Origin of the sequence: Flavobacterium foetidum (assembly GCF_004634245.1) — a bacterium.
Taxonomy (GTDB): Bacteria; Bacteroidota; Bacteroidia; order Flavobacteriales; family Flavobacteriaceae; genus Flavobacterium; species Flavobacterium foetidum.
The window spans coordinates 141,578-165,910 of sequence record NZ_SJTF01000004.1 but is presented as its reverse complement, the minus strand read 5'-3'; the positions used below and the strand labels follow the sequence as shown (position 1 = coordinate 165,910).

The window sequence follows — 24,333 nt, the reverse complement described above, 5'->3', positions numbered from 1 at the left end:
TTAAAATCCTGCGCTACAAAATGAATCGTTCCTCTGGAACTGAAAATCTATATTTTTTGCTCTATTCTCTATATTCTATTTTCTATGCTTTAATTTAAATCTCGCTAGGCATCATCCCCGCCGTATGCAACAGCTCGTAATGTTTCAAAATCGCATCCAATCGGGTAGAGATTTTGTTGTATTTCGCCTGAAGCAAAGCATTGTCAGCATCGACCATTTCGGTAATTAAAACCAATTGATTTAAATATTTTAGCTTTACGATTCGGTAGTTTTCTTGAGCTAAATCCAAAGCCTTGTCAACCACAACAAACTTTTCAAGAATTTCCTGATATTGCGCATGTTCTTTATACAGTTGATCCTCAATCTCATCTTTTATGATTTCATTCTGCATTTGCTGTGTTTCGATTTTTGTATTGGCTTGCGCCATTTTCGTTTTGTTTTTATACAAAGACGAAAGGTCAAAACGCGCCTCAATACCCACTTGGCCTAAAGTGTACAAATACGGATTGGGTGGAAAGAATTTGTAGTTTGGATAATAAAAACCATAATTCCCGAAGAAATCTAAAGTTGGCAAATAATTACCTTTTACTAATTTCAATTCGGTTTTGCTGATGTCTAATTCTTGACTTGCCATTCGCATTTCCTCGTTCTGCATGGCTTTGTTTAGATAAAAATCATAAGAATCTAGACCGCTCATTTCATCGAGATTTGTCATGGTGTCGATTGCAATTTCTTCGTTTTCTGGAATCTGAATCAACGTCTTCAGATCGTGAAGTGCGATTTTAATGTTTTTGGAGTTTGTAAGCGCATTCAATTCACGATCTGAGAGTTGTAATTCGGCGCGTATAACCTCATTTTTGGTTATCGTTCCGTGTTTTTGAAGCGATTGGACTTCTTTTAATCTGCTTTTTTCTTCTTTGATGTTTTCGTCAAAAATCTTTTGAAGTTCCATCATTTTATAAATCGCTAGATAGTTGGCCACAACTTGCAGTTCGATATCATTTTCTGTTTTTTCTGATTTTATTTTCGCAATTTCGTTTTCCTGATTTGCAATTTTGATTGCGTTATTAATCTTGTTTCCGACGTAAAGAGGCATTTTAAAAGAGGCATTTACTTCGTAGATTTCAGGAATTGCCGGTGTAACTTCTTTATCTTTTAAAAAACCGTTTCCTTTAAATTCTGTAATGTTGGTAATTCTCGAGTACATTCCGTTTAGTTGTACATCTGGCAATCTGAGTTCTTTTCTTTCTTTGATGTTTTGCTCAGCTATCGTAATCTCCAGTTGAGATTTAAGGACTTTTTTGTTGTTTTCCTTCGCAAGTTTCATCGCTTGTTGTAAAGAAACCGTATGAACTTCCTGCGCTTGTAAACTAATGAATACTAATATCATTAGTAAAATCAATAAGCTTCTGGGGAAACAATCTTCTTTAGAGTTTGTTTTTGTAAGGAACATGGATGTTTAAATAATTTATGCTGCAAAGTTCCTTCATTTTTTCCTTGGCGGATGATTCTAAAAAGTCAATAACATATTCATTTCGGACAATCGTTAAAATTTCGTTTTTCGAAAACGATATGTTAAAGCACTGATAAGTAAACAGTTGAAGTCGAAATTATTTCACGCAGATTTGAAAGGATTTTAGCTGATAGCCACAGATTTCTTTTTTTTCTCTTGTAGATTTAATCATCTTGGCAGATGAAGCTGATTTTTATTTTTCCTCTCGCAGATTCCGCAGATTCCGCAGATTGACAGAATTTTAAAAAAATCCCCTAAATCTGCGGAATCTGCGAGAGGAGATTTTAGTTTGTAAAATAATACAATCAGTTAGAGAAATTTTTCAGCAAAGAATGAATAAAATCTGCGAAATCTGCTTAAATCTGTTTAGATCTGCGTGAAATATTTATTCAGCACATTTCAAAAAATCCGCTAAATCTGCGGAATCTGCGAGAGGAGATTTTAGTTTGTGAAATAATACAATCAGCGAGAGAAATTTTTCAGCACAATGAATAAAATCTGCGAAATCTGCTTAAATCTGTTTAGATCTGCGTGAAACATTTATTCAGCACATTTCAAAAATTCCGCTAAATCTGCGGAATCTGCAAGAGGAGATTTTAGTTTGTAAAATAATACAATCAGCGAGAGAAATTTTTCGGCAAAGAATGAATAAAATCTGCGAATTCTGCTTAAATCTGTTTAGATCTGCGTGAAACATTTATTCAGCACATTTCAAAAAATCCGCTAAATCTGCGGAATCTGCGAGAGAAAATTTTTAGCGTGAAATAACAAAATCTGTCTAATCTAGATAAATCTGCGGTGAAACAAAATTTTATTTTCGCTCCAAAATCTCTTCCCCGTTTAAGTAATCTGAAGGTCTTTGGCCTAAAATTTTGAAGAAAGTGTTACTGAAAGTTGGAACACTATTATAACCAACTTCTTCAGCTACCTCTTTTACCGAAAGTTTTCTTTCTAATAAAAGTTCGATTGCTTTTAAAATTCTACGGATGGTATAATATTGAATAAACGACATGCCTAAGTCTTTTTGAAATAAACGGTATAAAGAGCGTTCGCTAAAACCAAATTCATGAGCAACATCAGCAAATAAAATTGTTTCTCCGAGATTGTTTTCAATATGGCGCAGAATTTTACCAAGACGTTTGTCTTTTGGCTGAGGTAATTCTAAAGGCAAATTATTAGTACAGATTTGCGGAAGAATCGCTTTTATCGCTTTTGCAATAACAAAATTCGGAGAACCTTTTTTCAAATCTCCATTCCACTGATTGGTGAACATCATCATTTGAAGCAGTAAATTATTCACCGGATAAATACCTTCGCTTTTGTAGAAATCAACATCATCTTTTTCAACCGGAAAATAAAGATTTCGCATCATCACATGTTCCGACTTTGGTTCGATGCTATGCTCCAATCCGGCCGGAATCCAGATAAAATGTCTTGCAGGCAAAAAATAGGATTTCGTTTCAGTAGTCACAAAAACCACATCGCCTTCTGCATAGAGCATTTGTGCTTTGTTGTGTTTATGCGTTGGAACAAGCAATTCGCCCATTATATCATGATGACAATAAATGCTTTTTTTATCAGCATCTACCTTATTGAGATAATACTTGTCTACTTTGAATGTGCCTTGTTCCATTATATAAAGATAGGGAAGAAATAAATTTCAAATTCCAAAATGAAATCAAAAAAAATTAACCGCAAAGTTCGCAAATCTACACGATAAAAATTTGTGAACTTTTACGAATCTTGGCTCAAAAAAGCATTTGCGAACTTTGCGTAAATCTTCGCTCTCTGCGGTTAAACCCCAAAGTGTATAAAAACAAAAAAGCTTCTCATGAAGAGAAGCTTTCTACAAACTTAGGCGGTCTGGACGGGACTCGAACCCGCGACCCCATGCGTGACAGGCATGTATTCTAACCAACTGAACTACCAAACCCTGCGTTATTGCGAGTGCAAAAATACAACAGATTTTCATTTCTGCAAGTGTTTTTTCAAATAATATTTGAGAAATTTTTAATTGGTTAAATTCCAATATTTTAAAAATTAGCTACAAAATTAAAAAAGAAGAAGTTTCTTTGTTTTTAACCGCTAAGAGCGCAAAGTCTTTTTGATTTTTGCTAAGCATAGCCTGTGGTTTCAACCACAGGAAACGTATTGATATACATTGTGTCACCGTGGTTGAAAACCACGGGTTATATCTTAATACATGATGGACAATCTTTGTGGAGTCTCTAGTGTGATTCTTCGTCCCTCAGAATGACAAATGGTTCGTTGAAATCAGAATTAAACAAAAAAAATCGTAGAGCTTTCTGAATCGTAAGCTTTGCGAACTTTGTATTCTTAAAAAAAAATCTTTGTGTGCTTTGCGTTTAAATCTTCACAATCCAATTTTGGAATTTGGAATTTTCAACGAGTATTTAGAAATTGGAATTTACCTTTTACAAAAGTGTCTTAAATCAAAAAAGCCATCCACAAAGTGGAAAGCTTTTCATTGGTCTAACTACTAAACCGAGCTGAGAGTTACAAATTCTCAGCAAAACAACACAACTAATCTTAGATACCGTTTTTGGGCAAAAAAGCCTTTCTGTTAAGAAAGGCTTCTCCCAATATTGCGGTCTGGACGGGACTCGAACCCGCGACCCCATGCGTGACAGGCATGTATTCTAACCAACTGAACTACCAAACCTCTGCGTTATTGCGGTTGCAAAGATATAACAGAATTTTGTTTCTGCAAGTGTTTTTATGAAAAAAATATTTTTTTTATTTAAAAAATTATCCAAAGTTTTGTTTTTCAACAAGATAAGTGGTTAGTATTTTTTCAAAATTATCGCCAACATTTACCTGAACATACTTAATTTGATTCTTGGCACAGGTTAAAGACAGTTCTTTAAAATATGTTTCTGCTCTTTTTTCGTATTCTGCCTTTACATTATCGGCAAAAATAGACACTTCTTCTCCCGATTCTAAATCGATAAATTTTCTCGGAGCATTATCAAAATCAAATTCCAACTCTGTTTTGCTGTCAATTACGTGAAACAAAACTACTTTATGTTTGTTGTGCTTTAAATGCTGTAAAGCATTAAACAGTTTTTCATCATCTGCGGTCTGAAACATATCAGTAAACAGAATAATCATCGAACGACGGTGCATTTTCTCTGCAATTTGGTGCAGATAGGTAATGGTATCTGTTGTTTTTTTTGTTTTTGGCTGTTCTAATATTTGTTCCAGTTTATTCAGCAGCATTCGGTGATGACGATCGCTTCCTTTTTCTGGAGCATAATATTCGTAATGATCAGAGAAAATGCTCAAACCAACGGCATCGCGCTGTTTCTTTAGAATATTCATTAAAACAGCTGAAGCCAAAACCGAGAAACCGATTTTCTTTTCATAAAAAGGCTGATTCGATTTCAGTTCTGGATAATGCATAGATGACGAATTATCCACAATAATGTGGCATCGCATATTGGTTTCTTCTTCAAAACGTTTTGTGTACAAACGATCGGTTTTGGCAAATAATTTCCAATCGATATGTTTGGTGCTTTCGCCTGCATTATAGACTTTGTGTTCGGCAAATTCCGCCGAAAATCCATGAAACGGACTTTTATGCATTCCCGATATAAAACCTTCCACAACCTGATTCGCCAGCATTTCAAGATGCTGAAAACTGGAGACTTTCTCTATTTCCGATTCAATTTTCATTCGGTTTATTTTTTAATGTTTTGCGCTTTGTAAAGCAAATCTGTAGCCATGAATAACTTGCGTTTTAGAATCGGACTAAAATTAGGGTTTTCTTTTAAGAATTTCTGTACCTCATCAAAAGCGTATTTTGACGAATATCTTCCAACGGTGTTATCCAACCAATCTTTCGGAAAGAAAATATCTCCCGTACGCTGGATTTCCTCCACCAAATCTAATGAAAATCTGATAAATTTTTTCGCACTTTCCTGTCTAAGCGGATGGTTTACATTTGCCAGACCAACAGAAACCCAAGATTCTTTCTCGCGGTTGGTATCGTCTTTTAAGGATTCTATAAATTTATTTCGCACCGATTCGTCTTTTGAAAGAGATGGAAGCAAAAACTCAAATCGCTTCTTTTTATCTGGGTTTGTAATTGTAGTTCTTGTTTTCTCTAAAATTTCATCGGCTTTTTCATGCTCGAAAATCGCCAGATTCATCGCCATATTGGTAAAATCGTCTTCGTTTAATTTAAGTCCCGAAATCACCAGTTCCTTATTCCAAATTTGATATAATTTGGCTTTTGCCGAATCAGAATAAGCAATTGAGCTGAATAATCCGAATAATGTCTTTTTGATATTGGCTGACAAATTGGCTTGCAAACGCTCGTTCAAAACATCTTCAAGCTGTTTCTGATATTTATGCTGTTGTTTTTCGGTTAAAAATCTCCAATAAATTGTATTCAGGCTGTTTGATGCAATTCGCAAAACCAATTCATTTTGCTCAGATTCAATTCCTTGCATAAAACAATCAAAAGCTTTTTCGACAGAAATATTTCCAATCAGCGTATTTTCATAAAGATTGCTATACGCAGCAGCTCTTGCCATTTCATCTTTTAAAGAAGCAATGTAATTTAAGTTATTCCCGTCAAGCGGAAAAACTCCGTATCCAAATCCGTTATAATTGTAGGCAATGAAAAGTGGTTTTTCAAGACCGACAGTTTCTTTTATATCTATTATTCGATCAGTAATATTTGCCGTTACAATTTTTACCTCATTAGGATAAACGAAACCAATCTGAAAAATCTGAGGCCAGAAATTATCCGATTTATGTTCTGCATCTTGCATAATGTAAAATTTCTTGATACGGTTTTTGGCGTTGTATTCTATTTTATTGGAGAAAATCGCTCTTCCCGATTTGTTTACCCAGACCTCACTCCATTTCTTCATATCCAAAGGCGTTTCAGCATCCAGTAATTCTACCAGATTGTTCCAGTCTGCATTGTCATTGGCATATTTCTGAATGTATTTTTGAATTCCTTTCTGAAAAGCTTCTTTTCCCATTGATGCTTCTAATTGTCGCATCATAATCGGTGCTTTATTGTAGATTATGGCGCCATAAAGCGAACCTGCATCTTTTAAATTAGCCAGATTTTGTCGTATCGGATGTGTTCCCAAAGATCTGTCTTCTGCGTAAGCGCTAGGATAATGCGCTGTAAAAAACTGTAGATTATGATTGACTTTCGGAAAAATCGGATTCATGATTTTATCGGCCATGAAGTTGGCAAAAACTTCTTTCATCCAAACATCGTCAAACCATTTCATGGTTACTAAATCGCCAAACCACATATGAGAAGTTTCGTGTGCAATCAATTTTGCACGACTTAATTTTTCGCTGTCGGTGGCACTGTTGTCCAAAAACAAGGTCGATTCTCGGTACTGAATAGCGCCAACGTGTTCCATTCCGCCATACTGGAAAACGGGAATTGAAGCAAAATCCAACTTTTGAAAAGGGAATTTATAATTGGTGTATTTTTCTAAAAAATCTAAAGATTGCTGATGCAGATTAAAAATGGTATCGGTACTTACTTTTATCTTTTCGGGATTGTTTTCGCGGTACAACATCGTCATTTCCAAATTAGCTGGTTTTTGTGTCACGTTTTTGAATTTTCCCGCAACAAACGAAAACAAATAAGTGCTCATTTTGTCTGATTCTCTAAAAGTGTAAGACGTAAAATCACCTTTTTCGACCTTTTCTTTTACATCGGCTCCAGCCAAAACCGACCAATCTTTCGGAACAGAAAGACTCAGTTTGTAGGTCGCTTTAATATCCGGCTGATCAAAACATGGAAATACAGTACTCGCACGATCCGGAACTAATAAGGTGTACAGAAAATCATCGTTTCGGTTTAAAGATAAATTTCCGGCAATGAACGAAATCGAAACGGTATTTCTTCCTTCAGTTAAAACATCTGGACCAACAACAATGTGTCCGTTTTTATGAACGATAGAAACTTTTTTTCCGTTGGCTTCAACTGATTTTATGTTTTCTGTTTTTTCCTTGAAATCCAAATATATATAGCGATAAGGATGATTCGGCAAGGTAGTTTCTACAACTAAATGGGCTTTGATTTCTTCTTCTTTTTTATTCGGAATTTCAAATGAAAGATTATAACTTACATTTGACATTTCCTGTTTTCGATAATTTGCCAAGTATTTTGAAACGCCTTTGTCTAGAATGTAAACTTCTTCGGTTTTTGATTGAGAAAATCCAATCGTAATCATTATAATAGAAGCCCAAAAGCTGTAGAAAATTTTCATTTTTTAAGAATATAAGATTCGTAAAAATAAAAAATGTTTGCCACAGATTAAAGGATTTTCACAGATTAATTAATCCTTTTAATCTGAGTAATCTGTGGAAAAAAACAAACAAAAAAGGCTTGACAATTGCCAAACCTTTTCAAACTTACTAATTCAAACTAACCCGTTGGGTGTAATTAAAAAATAAAAGCATTTTAACACATAGAGGCATAGTTTTTTGTGCCGAAAAAAGAAAATGGAAGAAACAAGTTTCCACACATAGCTAAACTATGTGCATTTAGACTAGTGAAACGCCTTTTTTAAGTTTAGTTAAACTATGTTTCTATGTGTTGAAAATAATTTCACCCAACGAGTTCAAACTATCAAAAAAACTACTATTCTGTCTGCTGAAAATCAAAACTTAAATCTCCTGCATTGTAGCTCATTGCAACAGTCGTAGGGAAAGTTTGCGCCGTACCGCTTAACCATCTATATTCGTTGATAGTGATATTTCCCGCGACAACTGGGTAGGTAATATTGCTATTATCGGCTTTGCTCTTTTTATACCAGTCGTTAGAATTCATGGTAATCAGGTATTTTTTATCTTTTTCTAAAGCCAATTCGCTGATTTCCTTACTTACCTGAACATCTGCCGTGGCAACATTTAAAGTTTCGGTACGCAATATTGCCTTAGTGGTATAGTCCCAGATGGTAACACGTACATTTGGGTTTGTTGCAGGCAGTTTTAAAGTGATCGCTTTAATTTTTCCTTTTACAGTAGGCGTAAAAGCCAGTCCGAATTCATAATCTCCTGAGTTTATAAAATTTGTGACAGTAGAAAAACCAGTCTGAGTATAATAAGCTGCTAGAGGATTTTCTGTCTTAAAAGTTGGAGTGTTGTCTTTGTCGTCATCATTGCTGCAAGATATAGCCATTGTAGCGGTCATTAAAATTGCAAATAGGGTTTTAAAAGTTTTCATAATACTATCTTTAATTGTTTTACTTTGGTTAATGTATGATTGTCAATAATTAAGGTTGAATATTAAAACGTGCACAAACTTCTTCGTAGCTCATTTTAGAATAATCCAGTTGCGCTGTTTTTGAAGTTGCCGCCTGCACACCGCCAGGAATCAGGATGTATCGCCAGCTAAGAGTGCTTGGAAGCGCTACCGTTGTTCCGTCATTTGCATGTTTGAATCGGAATAACTTTATCGACTTGAGGCTGGCAATTGCTGTAATCGTATTAGTTGCTCCTCCTGCTGTAGAGGTATAAGGAAGCGTGTAAATATTAGTTCCTGATCCAAAAGACATATATACTAAGATTGTTCCTTTAGCCATTATATCAGCGGTTAGTTGCGGTGCAGCTATAGAAGTAGATAAACCAGAAGTTCCGTCTATGGTCTCAGGTGTTGCAGCCGGAGCATTAATCCAACCGCTGTAAATTACATTTGCTGTTCCTGTCTCTCCCGGCGTTCCGTCAGTTCCGTTAGTTCCATCTGCTCCGTCGTCGCCGCTGCAAGAAATTATTGTAAAGGCGGCCAATAAAATTGTAAAAATGGTTTTAAAAGTTTTCATAATGATTTTAGTCTTTAAAAAATTAGTCGAATGATTTTTATTTAATTCAATAACCTTATTTTTGTAAAGTTCAAAAGCTTGTTTTTCAGCTTCTGAAACATTTACAAGACAAATTTGCACCAATAAAATCACGGCAAAAACAGCCAATAGACAAACAACATTTTAAATAGACAGACGACATAATTTAAGTTCGAAGGATGAAAAAATACAGTTGTATTATTATTGATGACGATGAAATTGATCGATTGACGGTCTTGTCTTTTGCGAAAAAATTCCCCATTCTGGATATAATTGGCGTTTTTGAAGATGCCGAAGACGCATTGCCTTTTTTAGAAAAAGAAAAAGTCGATATTTTGTTTCTGGATATTGATATGCCAGGCTTAAACGGAATTGATTTTAGAAAACAAGCGCTCGAAATTCCGGTTTGTGTTTTTATAACTGCACATCCCGAACATGCCGTTGAGAGTTTCCAAATCGAAACCTTGGATTTTATTGTAAAACCATTAAAACTCGATCGATTTACGCAAACTATAAATCGTATTGAAGAGTTTATGGAAATAAAACTCAAAGCCTCTCTTTTTGAAGCTAGTATTGGCGGCGATACGATTTATATTAAAGAAGGACACGAACAAACAAAAGTAAAACTGCACGAGATTCTATATCTCGAAGCCTTAAAAGATTATACTTTAATCATTACCAACAAAAAAAGGCATTGTGTTTTGTCGAGTATCGGAAATTTGTTGAAAGAAGATCATTTTCAGTCTTTCATTCGCATTCACCGAAGTTTTGCGGTTCAGAAACAGTTTATTCAGAAAATGAATTCGACCGAAATCATTTTAAATAATAATGTGTCTATTCCGGTCGGAAGAAGTTATAAGGAAAACCTAAACCTGATTTAAATGCAGCAAATGCGATTTTTGTTTTTGTTTCTCATTACTTTTTCTGTTTTTGGGCAGCAGGAACCGAATTTGTCACGATTTAAATCTAATGATGAAAAACTAAAAGCTTGGCTTAAATATGCTAATGAAATTGATAATGCAGAAAATTATCCTAAACTGGTTATCGTTGCACAAAAAGGAATTGAACTTGCGCGTCGTCATAATGCTTACACTTCTAAATTTTATTTTTTAAAAGGGAAAGGATTCGAATTTAACAACAATCAAAATAAGGACGCAGTTGTTAATTACGAATTGGCCTTGCAATACGCGCAAAGGGCACATCATCTTAAAAATGAGACTTCGGCTTTGATGCGTCTCAATTATGCGTATTATGCTTTGAATGAAACGCAAAAAAGGAAAAATTTAATCAATTATATCAAAAAGGTTGTCGATACTACCAAAAGCAATTACACCAAATCGGTCCTTTACGGAAGCTTAGGAGAATACTACCTTGACAATGCGGCATATGAAACCTTTATCAGTTATCAGGTAAAAGCGATTAATTATAAAAAACTGCTAGACAAAAGTGTCGCCAATGATGAGGTGATCGGTGTTTCGTACAGTCAGATTGCTGCGGCTTACACCAAAATGAAGCAGTACAATAAAGCTATCGAATACCTAAATTATGCGCAGCCTTATATAAAAACATCTAAGTATGTCAGTGCTTTTTCGTGCAACTATTATCTGCAATGTTTTGTTCCGTTAAAAAAACTAGACAGCATTCAAAAGTATTATAAACTCATTTATACGTATCCGACTGTAAAAGATTCTTTGTTTCTCAACCTTAGTTTTGCCAACAGAAGTGTTTCTGAATATTATGCTAATGAAGGCCAAATCAATACGGCTTTTAATTATGCAAAAAAAGCGGTATCTCTGGCAAAAAAATCCAATGATGAAGACATGATTATGGAAGCCAATGCCATAATGGGAAGGGTTTTGTATGAGAAAAAAGACTATAAAAAAGCAATTGAAACCCTTAAAGAGGCTTCGAAAAACGCGCTGAGCTACGACAAAGAGTCATTTGTAAATATCAACAAAAAACTTTCACAGAGTTATGCAGCGCTTGGACTTTGGCAAGAAGCCTATCATTACAACGAAATTTACAGCAAAGCCAATGATGAAATGATGCAGGAATCGGCCAAACAGAGTATCGCCAATGCCGAAGCTTCTTATCAGAATAAAACCAAACAGCAGAAAATCCACAATCTGTCAAATGAAAACACCATTAAAAATATTCAGATTGCAGAAGCCAAACAGCAGCGTATTTTCCTCATTTCTGGAATTGCTTTGGTTGCCGTTATCGGATTATTGCTTTTTAAGCAAAATCAGAACAGAAAGAAAACCAATTTAAAGCTTCAGGCTCTGAATCAAGAATTGGATGAAGCCAATAAAATAAAAGCTCGATTTTTTAGTATTTTAAATCATGATTTACGAAGTCCGATTTCGAATTTGATTCATTTTCTGCATCTTCAAAAAGAGAATCCAGAATTGATGGACGAAGAAACAAAACACCGAATGCAAACTAAAATTACAACTGGAGCCGAAAATCTATTGGATGCAATGGAAGATATGTTGCTTTGGAGCAAAGGGCAAATGGAAAATTTCAAGCCTCATTTTAAAGAAATTCCTGTCGATACGATTTTCGAAGATATACAAAAGCATTTCTCCAGCATTGAAAACATTTCGATTTCATTTGAAAATCCAGCAAACATTGTTTTGAATACAGACGAAAATTACCTCAAAACCATCATTAGAAATCTTACCGGAAATGCCATAAAAGCGCTCGATAAAACTACTGAACCAAAAATTGTATGGAGAGCAGGCTATAAAGAAAATCAGCCCTATCTTTCGATAACCGATAACGGTCCGGGAGGAACAATCGAAAAGTTTAAAGCATTATACGACGAATCTGAAGTAATCGGAATCAAATCGGGTCTAGGGCTGCATTTAATTCGAGACTTGGCATCGGCCATTAACTGCAAAATCGAAGTCTGTTCCAAGCCAAATGCAGGAGCTACTTTCACTATTATTTTTAACGAATAATTAAAAAGGTTTGCCACTAATTTCACCAATTTTCGCGAATTAAATTTGTGAAATTACCCCGTTAAACTTATCTGTTTTTCAAATAATAAAATTAGTGTCAATTTGTGAAATTTGTGGCAGAAAAAAAACAATAAAAAAGGCTTGACTTTCGTCAAACCTATTTTATATCAATTGCAATCTGAGATTACAATAAAGCATCTAAGCTGTCAGCATAGGTTTGTTTCGGAGCAACTCCTACTTGTTTTCCTACTACTTCACCGTTATGGAATACCAAAACAGTTGGGATGTTACGCACACCATATTTTGCAGCAAATTCTTGGTTAGCATCTACATCTACTTTACCAACAACGACTTTTCCTGCATATTCTTCGCTTAATTGGTCAATGATTGGACCAACCATTCTACAAGGACCGCACCATGCTGCCCAAAAATCAACCATAACTGGTTTATCTGATTTTAAAACTACTTCGTCAAAAGTAGCATCTGTTATTGCTAATGCCATAATTATTTTTCTTTAAAGTTATCTTCAGTTCTTGTCTCAAAGAGATTTAAAAAGTTTCAAAACTGAGATACAAAGTTAAAAATTAAAAACAAATCCTGCACCATCTGAAAATTAGTTTTGATTATAAATGCATCGTCAATTTTTATACTATTCACATGTGCTTTATTTACAAGCCTTAATGTCTTGTAAAATAAAACCGTTTTTTATTGTTACCTTTAATCATGCTGAAAATCCACAATCATGAAGGAAACTTTACTTCAAATAAAAAACATTTTCCAGTCTGAACGGTTTAAGAAATATGCTAAACGCATTGGAATTTTTATTCTAATCCTCCTCGGATTGCTTTTATTGGCTTGTGGCGCATTGTCGATTTATTTCAATCAGAATAAAACCGAGATTATTGCCAAAGTCAATCATAAAATAAACGAAAATATTAAGGGACAATTTCATGTAACCGATTTTCATTATAAGTTCTTAACGGGTTTTCCGAATTTTACATTAGCATTAAAAGACGTTGAACTCAAAGACAATCAGTGGATTTCTCATCAACACACTTTGTTAAAGGCTAATGAAATAGAAGCACGATTAAACATCTGGAGCCTGATGCAGAACGAAATCAGCATTCATAAAATCGTTATCAGCAATGCAGATGTGTATATTTATAAAGCTTCAAACGGTTACTCCAACACCGATATTTTTAAGCCTAAAAAGAAAAAAACTTCCAATCAGGAGAAGAGAGAAACTACAATAGATGAGGTTGTTATCGAAAATGTTCATGTCACCATCGACAACCAGCTCGGACACAAATTGTTTGATTTTGCGGCAACAGATTTAAAATCGAAAATTGATTACGAAGACGACAATTGGAAAACCGATTTGTTCTTAAAAACCAAAATAACCAGTTTGGCTTTTAATACTGTGCATGGCAGTTTTGCCAAAGAAAAAGAGCTTCAGGGGCATTTTGATATTTCTTATAATAATAAAAATGAAAAGATCGATATTAAGACCCAAAACCTAAAGATCGGTTCGGATGTTTTTGATATTGCGGCTTTTTTTAATGTCGGAAAAGGGAATTCGCCTTTTGGAATCAATATTCGGACGAATATTTTATGGCGAAACGCTTCTAATTTATTGTCGGGAAATATCAGTTCGAAACTCAATCAATTCAATCTAAAAAAACCGATTGCGGTTAATTGCGATATCAAAGGCGATCTGAATGTAGAAGGTGATCCAAAAATTGTGGTTCAGGCCGTTATTAAAAACAATGAACTCAGTATTCCCGACGGATTGTTTACCAATTGTAGTTTTAAAGGAATTTTTACTAATAATTTCAAACCCGAAAAAGGATTTAATGATCCCAATTCTGCCATAATCCTGACGCATTTTAAGGGCGATTATGAAAGTATTCCGCTTACAATTCCGCAGGCCGTCATTAACAATCTCGAAAAACCCATTGCAACCGGAATTGTAAATGCCGATTTTGATGTTTCGAAACTTAATGATATAAGCAATGAAAAAGTGCTGCATTTTGAAAGCGGTCATGCCAAAACCAATTTAAGATTTCAGTTTGATATTGTCGATTTATATATTCATAAACCTCGTGTAATAGGCAATGTGGATATTGACAAAGCGACTTTTGAGTATCTACCTAAGAATATTCGAGCCGAAAAAACCGATGTAAAATTATCGTTTACAGAACAGGCGCTTTACATCAAAAAAATAGCTTATAAACACAAAAAAAACATAATTCGCATTGACGGAAGAATTGATAATTTTCTGAATCTCTATTACGACGCTCCCGAAAAAATGGTTGTAAACTGGAATATCTACTGTCCGAGTATCGATGTAAAGCAGTTTTTAGGTATTCTGAAAAAGAATCATACGGCAAAAGCAACTCAGAAAAAATTGGCGAAGAAGAATGCCAATTTTTCGAATCAGCTAAAATCGGTAATCGACAAATGTACCGCGGTTATCAATCTGAAAGCCGATAAAATAACGTACGGTGCATTGACTGCGACCAATACAAAAGCGACGCTGCAAATGCTGGATTCTAAACTGTTGCTCAAAAACGGAAACGTACAGACATCTGGCGGAAACATTGCGTTTAATGGCGCTATAGAGCCAAAAGGGAATTATTATGTTTTCAGTTCAACTGCACAGATTTACCGTGTTGATATGGCCAGTTTTTTAAAGTCGTTCAATAATTTCGGAATCACTTCTTTTAATCCCAAAAACATTCGAGGCCGACTCAGCAGCAATGCCAACGTAACAGGTTTTATGAGTGCTAAAGGCGATTTGATTGTCAACTCAATGCGCGGAAAATTAAGTTTTGATGTCAATAAGGGCGCTTTGCTCAATTTTGAACCGATTGTAAAAGTGGGCAAATTTGCGTTTCCGTTTCGCGATGTAGAAAATATTACCTTCAGCGATTTATCGGGCGATCTCAATTTACGAGGCGAGCAAATCGACGTCAATAAACTGACAATCAGTTCCAATGTCTTAAACTTCGACATTGAAGGAATCTACTCATTCGGAAGAGGCACCAATCTTGCACTTACTGTTCCGCTCCGAAATTCAAAAAACGATTCCCAACTCGCCACCCAAGCCGAACGCGATGCAGTACGCGACCGTGGTATTGTCCTGCATTTATTGGCTGTGGATGATGGTGGGAAGATTAAGATTAAGTGGGGGAAGAGGGGGAAGTAGGTTTAGTTTTTTTTGCAGTTGAAAAAAACGTATAAATACGGTATAATTAGTGTCTATTTATTAATATAATTGTCCTTAAATAATTATGGTTATCCGTAATAAAGCTATTGAGTTTAAAACTATCTTTGTTTTGATTAATATGATTTGTTTTTTATTTTGATAAAATTTTTATTTTTGAATGAAAAAACTTCATAATAAAAAAGAAATAAATATCAATTTAACGTTTTAAAAAGTATTTGCCATGAAAACGTTTGTAAGTTATAAGCTAAAATTATGAAGAATAATCTTAATTTTATTGATCTGTTTGCTGGGGCGTCTGGCATGTCTGAGGGATTTATTAAAGCAGGTTTTAATCCTGTGTCTCATATCGAAATGAACGCCGAAGCCTGCTTGACTATTAAAACAAGAGCAGCATATCATTATTTAAAATCAAAAAACAATCTGGAATTGTATTATAAATACATAAAAAACGAAATTACTAAAGATGTTTTTTATGATGAAATTCCAAATGAAATTCTTGATTCTGTTATAAATATTGAAATTAATGATGATACAATTGCAGGTCTTTTTGATAAAATAAAACAATCAGGAAAGCAGATTGATCTGATTATTGGCGGACCGCCATGCCAAGCGTATTCTTTATTAAGAAGACATCAGGAAGATATTGAAAAAGACCCAAGAAATAAGCTTTACATTCAATATGGAAGATTTTTAAAAGAATTTAAACCAAAAGCATTTGTTTTCGAAAATGTTCCTGGATTATTAACCGCAAATAAAGGAGAACATTTTAAAAACCTAAAAGCATATTTTAGAAGACTTGGATATGAAGTATATCACGACACTTTAGTAGCATCTGATTATGGCGTTTTACAAGCACGTAAACGAATAATTATTGTCGGCTGGAGAAAAGAAAATGATTTTGGGTATCCGAAATTTGAAAAAATAATTCATGAATACAAAGTAAATGATGCTTTTCAAGATTTACCTAAATTAAAACCTGGAGAAGGATTTAAAACAGTAAAATATACTGAAGTTAAGAATGAATATCTTGAAAAATTCGAATTACGAAATGGAGTCGATTTTGTTACGCAACATATTTCAAGGCCACATAATTCAAGAGATTTAGAGATTTACAAGACCGCAATTCAAAAATGGAATAAAAGTAAAGAAAGGTTATCTTATCCTGATTTACCACAAGAACTAAAAACGCACAAAAACGAAACTTCATTTATTGATCGTTACAAAGTAATTGATGGTTTAGGAGTTTCACATACAGTTGTAGCTCATATTGCAAAAGATGGTCATCATTATATCCATCCAGATGTCAAACAATGCCGTTCTATTTCTGTTCGTGAAGCAGCAAGATTACAATCTTTTCCAGATGATTTCTATTTTGAAGGCTCTCGTTCAGCAGCATTTAAACAAATTGGTAATGCAGTTCCTCCTTTAATGGCAACTGCAATTGCTAAAAAAATGAAAAAATTATTATGTCAGACAATCTAATTTTAAAATTTGATCCAAACACAATAGAACATTTAGGAATTTCTTTATATTCTCAACTTCCTAGTGTATTATCTGAATTAGTGTCTAACTCATGGGATGCTGATGCTGAAAAGGTAACAATTGAATTTATTGACAATAATCCTGATAAAGAAATTATTTATACTGACGATGGAACAGGAATGACATTTGATGAATTGAATGAAAAGTACCTTGTTATCGGAAGAAATAGAAGAGTCGAAATTTCAGAAAAACAAAGTGATAAAGGTCGTAAATTTATTGGCAAGAAGGGACTTGGTAAGTTATCTGTTTTTGGCATTTGCAATATTGTCGAAGTAATATCTATTAAAGATGGAATGAAAAATCATTTTTGCATGGATATTGAAAAAGTTAAAAATAGTAAAGGAGGCATTTATTCTCCTGAATTATTAATTGCAAAAAATACGGTAACATCAGAAAGAAGAGGAACAACAATCAAATTGAAAAAAATTAGAAGAAAAGCGCCTTTTGAATTAAAAAACATTTCAATTAGCTTGTCTAAAAAGTTTTTGATTTTTGATGAAATGAAAGTTTCATTAATAGAAAAGGACAAACCAAATATTGAGATTACCAATGAATTAAAATTTAATGGTTTAAAACAACAATTTGAATGGCTCTTTCCAGACAAAAAATATAACGAATTTTATGAATATTGGCCGGATGTAAAAGGGAAGATTTTTACTACTGAAACACCTGTAAAAGATACAGATATGACAGGAATATATCTGACATCTCGAGGAAAAATTGTAAATAATGCAAGTTTCTATGGACTAAGAGATAATGACCAATTTCATAGTTATGTTACAGGTTATCTTGAAGTTGATTTTATTGACAACTTTGATGATGATGTAATCTCTACAGATAGACATTCCTTAAATTGGGAAAATGACAAAACAAGAGAATTACAGGAATATCTTCAAACAGTTATTAGAAAAATTGGAAACGAATGGAAAACTAAAAGAAGTGAACTTAAGAATGACACTATACGAGATTCTAAATTACTTGATATTAGAACATGGCGTGATTCTTTACCAACCTATGAAAGAGAATTAAGTGATAAAATAATCAATCCAATTTTAGAAAACTCTAATATTGATGTAGAAGAATCAAGTGAAATTATTGGAAACATTATAGATAAGTTTGACAATAAAACTTTTAAAGATTATGCATCTAAAATAGCCGATGTATCGAGACCAGAAGACATTCCTGTTCTATTAAAATTAATGGATGATTGGAAATCTATTGAGGCAAAGCAGTATAGAGATTTAGCATTTGCGAGAATAGAAGTTATTAAACAATTTGAAGATTACATTAATACAAATACTAGAGAGGTGCCAACCCTTCATAATTTTCTTAAAAAATTCTCATGGCTTCTAGACCCTCGAATTTTAGAATTTAGAGATGAAGTGACATATACCAAACTTCTAAAAGAAACTTACCCTGATGATAAACTTGATATAAAAGATCGAAGAATTGATTTCCTATGCAGTAATGCTTTAGGTGAAATTTTATATGTAATAGAAATTAAAAGAAGTAATTTTAAAGTTAACAAAGATGCATTAGAACAAGCCTATGAATACGGGGCATTTTTGCATCATAAATATGCATCTACAAGTGGTTTTTCAAAAGTTGTATGCTATGTTGTCGGTGGCGAAAAATCAGATGATAATCTTTTTAAAACTAAAGAAAAGACTTATGCCTCGTCTGGAGAAGTGTTCGTAAAAACATATAGAGAATTATTAGAACAATCTAAAGAATACCATAAAGAATTTATAGATACATATAATCAATATTTATAAAAAAAAATTGAACAACAAACTCACACTTGAATGGTTTCGAATTTATTTTGGAGTCTCTTAAGTATTCAAAAGTAGTATTTGAAAATTACGAAAAATATTCTACTTATGAATACAAAAAAACGTATTAGTGGCTAAATCAAATAATATTGAATTCACAATCTATCCATAAAAATAAAAAAGCTACTAACTCTACAGTGGCTTTTCCTAATTTTTCTATTCAACCTCCAAATAAGGATTAAATATCTCAGCCAATCGATTCAACCAACTTGGAATCTCTCATGCAGTTTAAAGCAAGAATATAATTTACTTGTCTAATCGCTTTTGGAGTGAATTGAACTGTTGAAGAATTCAGTCTACCTTAATTAGATTCTTTCAAAAAGAAACCATTTAACCACAATTTCCAACAAAACCAACGCCAAAATAATATAACTTTACCCAAACAATCTGTAACCAATAAATACCACTAATTATTAAATTTCAAAGGTTTAATAATTAAATTTCCATGGACTGTTTTACCCCCGAGCAACGATCCAAAGTCATGAGCATGATTCGTGGCAAAAATACCAAAGACGAAGTTCGTTTGGCAAAAGCGCTATGGCATATTGGGTTGCGGTATCGGAAAAACAATAAAAAGGTTTTTGGCTGTCCGGACCTGACATTTAGTAATCTTAAAATAGCCATTTTTGTCGATGGGGAATTCTTCCACGGAAAAGATTGGAAAACCAGCAAAAAGCCCAAAACCAATTCGGAATACTGGATAAAAAAAATCGAGCGAAATATGCAACGAGATCTCGAAGTAAATGCCTATTTAGAGGCGCATAATTGGAAAGTCCTGCGTTTTTGGAGCAATGATATCAAGAAAAATCTCGGTTCTTGTGTAATGGAAATTCTAAACGCAATCAATCTTAGGACAAAGCAATTATCGAAAATTCCGCCTTCATGGGAATAGTAAGAAATAGGAGTGATTTTTTTTCATAATATTTCCTTAACTCACTTGTCTTTTTATTTCAAAATAAATAAGTTTGAGAATGAATCATTAAATATTATGCGTTATGAAAGTACAAATCAACACCGACAAAAACATTGAAGGAAGTGCAAGATTAGAAAGCTATTTTGCTGCAGAAACAGAGAAAAGCTTAGAACGTTTTCAGGATAAAATTACTCGCGTAGAAATTCATTTTGGAGACGAAAATGGAGAGAAATTCGGCTTGCATGACAAAAAATGCGTAATCGAGGTTCGTCCTGTTAAATTACAGCCCATCACTGTTACAGAACACGCCGAAACTCTTGAAAAAGCATTTAGCGGTGCTTTGGCAAAAGCAAAAAAATCGTTGACTTCTACTTTCGAGAAAATAAAAGCACACTAATTGTTTTGACCATATAAGTTATATAAGTCCATATTAAAAAGTGCTGAAAAGCGTAGAGGCTTAATTTCTTTAAATAACAAACCATATAAATTATATAAGTTTACTAAGTAGCGCTGAAAAGCAAAACTTAAATTACTTCTATAACTTATATGGTTTCTTTGTTCGTATTTTTAAGATTTTGGCAACGGTGCCCCAACTGCGATATCGCATCGGTGTCCCGGTTGTCCGTGTGCGGGATTCATGCCTTCTGCAACTGTCGTTTGTCCTTCTGTACTCAATAAAGCAGGAACCGGATTTGATGCCGGAGGAGTAACAGTAAAATTCTGGCTAACCGTTCCGTTTTGTGCTGTATTGGTTGTTGTTGCAGTCGTTTTGGCAGCAGGAGAATTTAAGGGCGCACCAACAGGAATATCACATCTATGGCCAGGCTGTCCGTGAGGCGGATTCATGCCTTTGGCAGTTTTAACTGGTGTGGTAGTTACGACTTGCGTTTGTTTCGGATTTACCTGAACGGTCTGTCCTTGCTGTGCCGCGACAACTTGTCCCTGCTGTGGCGCAGAATTTAATGGTGCTCCAACTGCAATATCGCAACGATGTCCTGGCTGTCCGTGTGCAGGATTTATTCCTTTTGTATCACTCAAAACCGTATTAGGATTGGCAGTTTGCGTTTGTGCAGCAACTGCAGGAGTCTGAGTTTTAGAAGTGTCTTTTGCTAAACCAAGCCTAATCAATTCAGAATTGGCAGTAGTTTCCTGAGGTTCTAATTCCTTTTTGCAGGAAATAAATAATAGAGAGGTTATAGCGAGCGAACTTATAAGTAGTTTTGGATTCATGGGGGATGGCATTTTTATTGAAAATCAAATATAATAGTTTTTGAGCGATTAAATGACATGAGGAATGTTAATGATAATTAAAGGCATGATTTTTAAATTGTTTTGATTTCGAAATCCATAGAGACTATCAGCAATTTATGTCATCCTTGAAACAACACGTTTACCATCGTGAGTATTATAGTAAAAAAACTTCCATTTTCTTATATCACTTACATGGTTTAAAAAAATTTATACCTTTAAAGTCAAATAAAATCTCTCATGAAAAAAACAATCTTATTTCTTTTGTTGACCGTTTCGTTGGCAAACGCTCAAACCGACAAAGACAAAATCAATCAAATTTTAGATGCTTGGCACAAGGCGGCAGGCGATGTAAAATTTGATGCTTATTTTAATGTTTTAGCCGATGATGCAATCTACATTGGAACGGATGCTACTGAAAATTGGACAAAAAAAGAATTCTCTGTTTGGGCAAAACCTTATTTTGACAAAGGAACAACTTGGAATTTTAAAGCTTTAGAACGTCATGTCTTTTTTGACAAATCGGGAAAAATTGCTTGGTTTGATGAATTATTAGATACACAAATGAAGATCTGTCGCGGTTCTGGCGTTTTGGTTAAGATAGGTAAGGAATGGAAAATCCAGCATTATGTTTTGTCAATGACGATTCCGAATGATGAGGTTGATGCTGTAACCAAAATAAAAGCGCCAATCGAAGACGTTTTGATTTCGAAGCTTCAGAAAAAATAAACATTTTTGAGTTTTATTCTTATAAACATAACTTTTCTAGTGTTTTAGGTAAGCAACTGCTGTATTAATTTTAATATATTCGACAAAAAGAGCGCTTTTTTTGAAGTTCAAAATAGGAAACCTTCAAAAAAAGCGCTTTACTTTTGTGTATTTTGTCAAAATAAAAGATAAGCCTCTAATTTTATAGCCTTCAAAACAAGAATCTTTATTTTTTTTTAACTTTGACCCCAAAAAAAATAGGGTTAAACAAAGTATTTTAAAAATGAAAATAGAAAAACGCTGGATTATTTCCTTTATTATGATTAGTGTCGTATGTACAGTAGGTGCATTTTGGCCGACAATAACAGAAAATAGTTATGTTCTATCAGAATTTGGAACAACAGACAATATAGTTCCTGCCGATGTTGCCTGGATGCTTACTTCAAGTTGTCTTGTTTTAATTATGACTCCTGGATTATCTTTCTTTTACGGCGGAATGGTGGGCCGAAAAAATGTGATCTCGACCATGTTGCAAAGTTTTATCTGCTTGGGTGTTGTTACGCTTTTATGGGCCGTTGTAGCTTTTAGTCTCGCTTTTGGTGAGCCTGTAGGTTTTGGTTCAGGCGATCATTTTTACAGCTTTTTTGGAAATCCGACTACTTTTGCTTTTATGGATTATGTGGGCGTTTTGCCTCATAAACAATTGGCAAACACGATTCCGTTTATGCTTTTTGCTTTGTTTCAAATGAAATTTGCCATAATCTGCCCGGCAATTATTACGGGTTCTTTTGCAGAACGCGTGCGTTTTATCTCTTACCTGGTTTTCATCAGTTTATTTACGATATTTATTTATGCTCCTTTATGCCACGCAGTTTGGTACCCAACAGGAGTTTTAGGAAGTTATTTTGGCGTTAAAGATTTTGCTGGAGGAACTGTAGTGCATATGAGTTCTGGTTTTGCAGCTTTGGCCGGAGTTATTGTTTTAGGAAAAAGAAAAAACAGCCAGCATATTCCCACCAATATCCCGTTTGTATTATTAGGAACTGGAATGCTTTGGTTTGGCTGGTTCGGCTTTAATGCCGGATCTGCTCTTGCTGCCAACGGAACTGCGGCTATGGCTTTTGCTACCACAACGACTTCATCGGCAGCAGCCATGTTGACTTGGATTTTCTTTGATCGAATGAACGGTAGAAAAGTTTCTGCTCTTGGCGCTTGTATTGGTGCTGTGGTTGGTCTGGTTGCGATTACGCCTGCTGCAGGATTTGTATCGGTTCCAGAAAGTATGTTCTTCGGATTTATAACGGCTTTGGTTTCTAATTCGGCTGTAAACTGTCGTTTTTCTAAGAAATTTGACGATACTCTTGATGTATTTGCCTGTCATGGCGTAGGCGGAATCATGGGAATGATTCTGACTGCTGTTTTTGCTCATGGCGAAAATGCAAGTTTGCTTCACGGAGGCTGGAGCGTATTCGGACACCATATGATGGCGTTGGTTTTAGTGTCTATTTTTACTTTCTTCGGAGCTTATTTCTTATTCAAAGTAACTAATTTCATTATTCCACTTCGAGTTTCAGAAGAATCAGAACATATCGGATTGGATTTGTCGCAACACGACGAAACTTTAGATCCGAAATTAAAACCAATTACAGAGCCACATTACGGTTAAAAATATTTTTTTTTTTCGCCACGAATTACAATAATTTTCACTAATTTATAATTATGTTAGGCATAGTGGCAAAGCTGCTATGTAAAAAAAATAATTAGTGAAAATTCGTGTAATTCGTGGCGACAACATTTAAAACCCGTTTACGCTATATCATTCGTTTATATTCCTTAATTTTGCCCAAAATTTTTATAAAGTGGGAAGTAAAAACAAACTAAAAAGATTCAGAGAGAACGAGACATTTCAAAACGTTTTTCAGCCAACCAGAGAAGAGGTGGTGGGAGATTTAATGCCTTTAAAAGGAAAATGGAATTCTGATTTCTTTAAAAATGACAATCCATTAGTTTTAGAATTAGGATGTGGTAAAGGAGAATATTCTGTTGGATTGGCTGAAAGATACCCAGATAAAAATTTTATCGGAATAGATATTAAAGGTGCCCGTTTCTGGCGTGGTGCTAAAACTGCTGTTGAAAACGGTCTTCATAATGTAGCTTTTGTGCGCACTCAAATCGAACTGATCAATCATATTTTTGCCGAAGGTGAAGTAGACGAGATTTGGATTACTTTTCCAGATCCGCAAATCAAATACAAAAGAACAAAACACAGAATGACGAATTCTGAGTTTTTGAAACTCTACAAAAAAATCCTGAAAAAAGACGGTGTTGTCAATCTTAAAACCGACAGCGAATTTATGCACGGCTATACCCTCGGATTACTGCATGGAGAAGGCCACGAAGTATTGTATGCAAACCATAATGTGTACAAAAATGAAGGCAGTCCTGAAGTGGTAACTTCGATTCAGACTTTTTATGAAAAACAATATTTAGAAATTAACAAGGCAATTACGTATATTCGTTTCAGAATTAAAGACTGATTTT

Annotated in this window: 18 protein-coding genes and 2 tRNA genes; 10 read left to right on the top strand and 10 right to left on the bottom strand. The window is 34.4% G+C overall.

The window, feature by feature from the left end; genetic code table 11:
- Window positions 1–94: 94 nt before the first annotated feature.
- The 8 genes from E0W73_RS07315 to E0W73_RS07280 all read right to left on the bottom strand — a co-directional run bounded on the left by E0W73_RS07315 (window position 95) and on the right by E0W73_RS07280 (window position 9,339).
- Entirely contained in the window at window positions 95–1,390 is a 1,296-nt protein-coding gene (locus E0W73_RS07315; protein ID WP_244248446.1) for a TolC family protein, read from the bottom strand.
- 934 nt (window positions 1,391–2,324) lie between these two features.
- Window positions 2,325–3,146: a helix-turn-helix transcriptional regulator gene (locus tag E0W73_RS07310; protein ID WP_135221434.1), complete on the bottom strand. Its 822-nt coding sequence runs from the start codon at window positions 3,144–3,146 to the stop codon at window positions 2,325–2,327.
- 226 nt (window positions 3,147–3,372) lie between these two features.
- A tRNA-Asp gene (locus E0W73_RS07305) sits at window positions 3,373–3,446 on the bottom strand.
- Between the two features lie 676 nt (window positions 3,447–4,122).
- Window positions 4,123–4,196 (bottom strand) — tRNA-Asp (locus E0W73_RS07300).
- 86 nt (window positions 4,197–4,282) lie between these two features.
- The gene (locus tag E0W73_RS07295; RefSeq protein ID WP_135221433.1) at window positions 4,283–5,209 is read right to left on the bottom strand and encodes a DUF58 domain-containing protein; all 927 of its coding nucleotides are present in this window, start codon (window positions 5,207–5,209) and stop codon (window positions 4,283–4,285) included.
- Window positions 5,210–5,214: 5 nt separating this feature from the next.
- The gene (locus tag E0W73_RS07290; RefSeq protein ID WP_135221432.1) at window positions 5,215–7,785 is read right to left on the bottom strand and encodes a M1 family metallopeptidase; all 2,571 of its coding nucleotides are present in this window, start codon (window positions 7,783–7,785) and stop codon (window positions 5,215–5,217) included.
- A 374-nt stretch (window positions 7,786–8,159) separates the two neighbouring features.
- Window positions 8,160–8,744: a DUF4082 domain-containing protein gene (locus E0W73_RS07285; protein WP_135221431.1), complete on the bottom strand. Its 585-nt coding sequence runs from the start codon at window positions 8,742–8,744 to the stop codon at window positions 8,160–8,162.
- Window positions 8,745–8,793: 49 nt separating this feature from the next.
- A complete protein-coding gene (locus E0W73_RS07280; protein WP_135221430.1) occupies window positions 8,794–9,339 on the bottom strand; it encodes a hypothetical protein in 546 nt (181 codons plus the stop codon).
- Between the two features lie 197 nt (window positions 9,340–9,536).
- Between E0W73_RS07280 and E0W73_RS07275 the strand changes: the two genes are divergently transcribed.
- Window positions 9,537–10,238 (top strand): LytR/AlgR family response regulator transcription factor, encoded by a 702-nt coding sequence (locus E0W73_RS07275; RefSeq protein WP_135221429.1) that lies wholly within the window; start codon window positions 9,537–9,539, stop codon window positions 10,236–10,238.
- Window positions 10,239–12,320 (top strand): tetratricopeptide repeat-containing sensor histidine kinase, encoded by a 2,082-nt coding sequence (locus E0W73_RS07270; RefSeq protein WP_135221428.1) that lies wholly within the window; start codon window positions 10,239–10,241, stop codon window positions 12,318–12,320.
- A 184-nt stretch (window positions 12,321–12,504) separates the two neighbouring features.
- Here the strand turns inward: E0W73_RS07270 and trxA are convergent, their stop codons facing one another.
- On the bottom strand, window positions 12,505–12,822 hold the full coding sequence (gene trxA / locus E0W73_RS07265; RefSeq protein WP_068844792.1) for a thioredoxin: 318 nt from the start codon (window positions 12,820–12,822) through the stop codon (window positions 12,505–12,507).
- Window positions 12,823–13,062: 240 nt separating this feature from the next.
- Between trxA and E0W73_RS07260 the strand changes: the two genes are divergently transcribed.
- The 5 genes from E0W73_RS07260 (at window position 13,063) to E0W73_RS07240 (ending at window position 20,233) form a co-directional block, all read left to right on the top strand.
- Window positions 13,063–15,528, top strand: a complete 2,466-nt coding sequence (locus tag E0W73_RS07260) for an AsmA-like C-terminal region-containing protein (RefSeq protein WP_135221427.1) — start codon at window positions 13,063–13,065, stop codon at window positions 15,526–15,528.
- 273 nt (window positions 15,529–15,801) lie between these two features.
- Complete coding sequence (locus tag E0W73_RS07255; RefSeq protein ID WP_135221426.1) at window positions 15,802–17,031, top strand: DNA cytosine methyltransferase; 1,230 nt, start codon at window positions 15,802–15,804, stop codon at window positions 17,029–17,031.
- Window positions 17,016–18,866: an ATP-binding protein gene (locus E0W73_RS07250; protein ID WP_135221425.1), complete on the top strand. Its 1,851-nt coding sequence runs from the start codon at window positions 17,016–17,018 to the stop codon at window positions 18,864–18,866. The genes E0W73_RS07255 and E0W73_RS07250 overlap by 16 nt, the downstream gene beginning before the upstream one ends.
- Window positions 18,867–19,368: 502 nt before the next feature.
- Window positions 19,369–19,815, top strand: coding sequence for a very short patch repair endonuclease (locus E0W73_RS07245; protein ID WP_135221424.1), 447 nt, complete (start codon window positions 19,369–19,371; stop codon window positions 19,813–19,815).
- 103 nt (window positions 19,816–19,918) lie between these two features.
- Entirely contained in the window at window positions 19,919–20,233 is a 315-nt protein-coding gene (locus E0W73_RS07240; protein WP_135221423.1) for an HPF/RaiA family ribosome-associated protein, read from the top strand.
- Window positions 20,234–20,403: 170 nt separating this feature from the next.
- Here the strand turns inward: E0W73_RS07240 and E0W73_RS07235 are convergent, their stop codons facing one another.
- A complete protein-coding gene (locus E0W73_RS07235; protein WP_135221422.1) occupies window positions 20,404–21,066 on the bottom strand; it encodes a hypothetical protein in 663 nt (220 codons plus the stop codon).
- A 258-nt stretch (window positions 21,067–21,324) separates the two neighbouring features.
- Here E0W73_RS07235 and E0W73_RS07230 point away from each other — a divergent pair, with 258 nt between their 5' ends.
- The 3 genes from E0W73_RS07230 to trmB all read left to right on the top strand — a co-directional run bounded on the left by E0W73_RS07230 (window position 21,325) and on the right by trmB (window position 24,329).
- Window positions 21,325–21,813 (top strand): nuclear transport factor 2 family protein, encoded by a 489-nt coding sequence (locus E0W73_RS07230; RefSeq protein ID WP_135221421.1) that lies wholly within the window; start codon window positions 21,325–21,327, stop codon window positions 21,811–21,813.
- A 262-nt stretch (window positions 21,814–22,075) separates the two neighbouring features.
- Window positions 22,076–23,458: an ammonium transporter gene (locus E0W73_RS07225; RefSeq protein ID WP_135221420.1), complete on the top strand. Its 1,383-nt coding sequence runs from the start codon at window positions 22,076–22,078 to the stop codon at window positions 23,456–23,458.
- A 193-nt stretch (window positions 23,459–23,651) separates the two neighbouring features.
- Window positions 23,652–24,329 carry a tRNA (guanosine(46)-N7)-methyltransferase TrmB gene (gene trmB / locus E0W73_RS07220; protein WP_135221419.1) on the top strand — a complete coding sequence of 226 codons (678 nt, stop codon included), beginning with the start codon at window positions 23,652–23,654 and terminating at the stop codon, window positions 24,327–24,329.
- The last annotated feature ends 4 nt before the right edge of the window (window positions 24,330–24,333 follow it).

Bases quoted from the DNA above. Each gene is read 5' to 3' on its own strand.
- E0W73_RS07225 (WP_135221420.1), top strand. From the start codon at position 22,076: ATGAAAATAGAAAAACGCTGGATTATTTCCTTTATTATGATTAGTGTC.
- trxA (WP_068844792.1), bottom strand. From the start codon at position 12,822: ATGGCATTAGCAATAACAGATGCTACTTTTGACGAAGTAGTTTTAAAA.
- E0W73_RS07235 (WP_135221422.1), bottom strand. From the start codon at position 21,066: ATGAATCCAAAACTACTTATAAGTTCGCTCGCTATAACCTCTCTATTA.
- E0W73_RS07275 (WP_135221429.1), top strand. From the start codon at position 9,537: ATGAAAAAATACAGTTGTATTATTATTGATGACGATGAAATTGATCGA.
- E0W73_RS07310 (WP_135221434.1), bottom strand. From the start codon at position 3,146: ATGGAACAAGGCACATTCAAAGTAGACAAGTATTATCTCAATAAGGTA.
- E0W73_RS07255 (WP_135221426.1), top strand. From the start codon at position 15,802: ATGAAGAATAATCTTAATTTTATTGATCTGTTTGCTGGGGCGTCTGGC.
- E0W73_RS07260 (WP_135221427.1), top strand. From the start codon at position 13,063: ATGAAGGAAACTTTACTTCAAATAAAAAACATTTTCCAGTCTGAACGG.
- E0W73_RS07240 (WP_135221423.1), top strand. From the start codon at position 19,919: ATGAAAGTACAAATCAACACCGACAAAAACATTGAAGGAAGTGCAAGA.
- E0W73_RS07230 (WP_135221421.1), top strand. From the start codon at position 21,325: ATGAAAAAAACAATCTTATTTCTTTTGTTGACCGTTTCGTTGGCAAAC.
- E0W73_RS07280 (WP_135221430.1), bottom strand. From the start codon at position 9,339: ATGAAAACTTTTAAAACCATTTTTACAATTTTATTGGCCGCCTTTACA.
- E0W73_RS07285 (WP_135221431.1), bottom strand. From the start codon at position 8,744: ATGAAAACTTTTAAAACCCTATTTGCAATTTTAATGACCGCTACAATG.
- E0W73_RS07270 (WP_135221428.1), top strand. From the start codon at position 10,239: ATGCAGCAAATGCGATTTTTGTTTTTGTTTCTCATTACTTTTTCTGTT.
- E0W73_RS07315 (WP_244248446.1), bottom strand. From the start codon at position 1,390: ATGATATTAGTATTCATTAGTTTACAAGCGCAGGAAGTTCATACGGTT.
- E0W73_RS07245 (WP_135221424.1), top strand. From the start codon at position 19,369: ATGGACTGTTTTACCCCCGAGCAACGATCCAAAGTCATGAGCATGATT.
- E0W73_RS07250 (WP_135221425.1), top strand. From the start codon at position 17,016: ATGTCAGACAATCTAATTTTAAAATTTGATCCAAACACAATAGAACAT.
- E0W73_RS07290 (WP_135221432.1), bottom strand. From the start codon at position 7,785: ATGAAAATTTTCTACAGCTTTTGGGCTTCTATTATAATGATTACGATT.
- E0W73_RS07295 (WP_135221433.1), bottom strand. From the start codon at position 5,209: ATGAAAATTGAATCGGAAATAGAGAAAGTCTCCAGTTTTCAGCATCTT.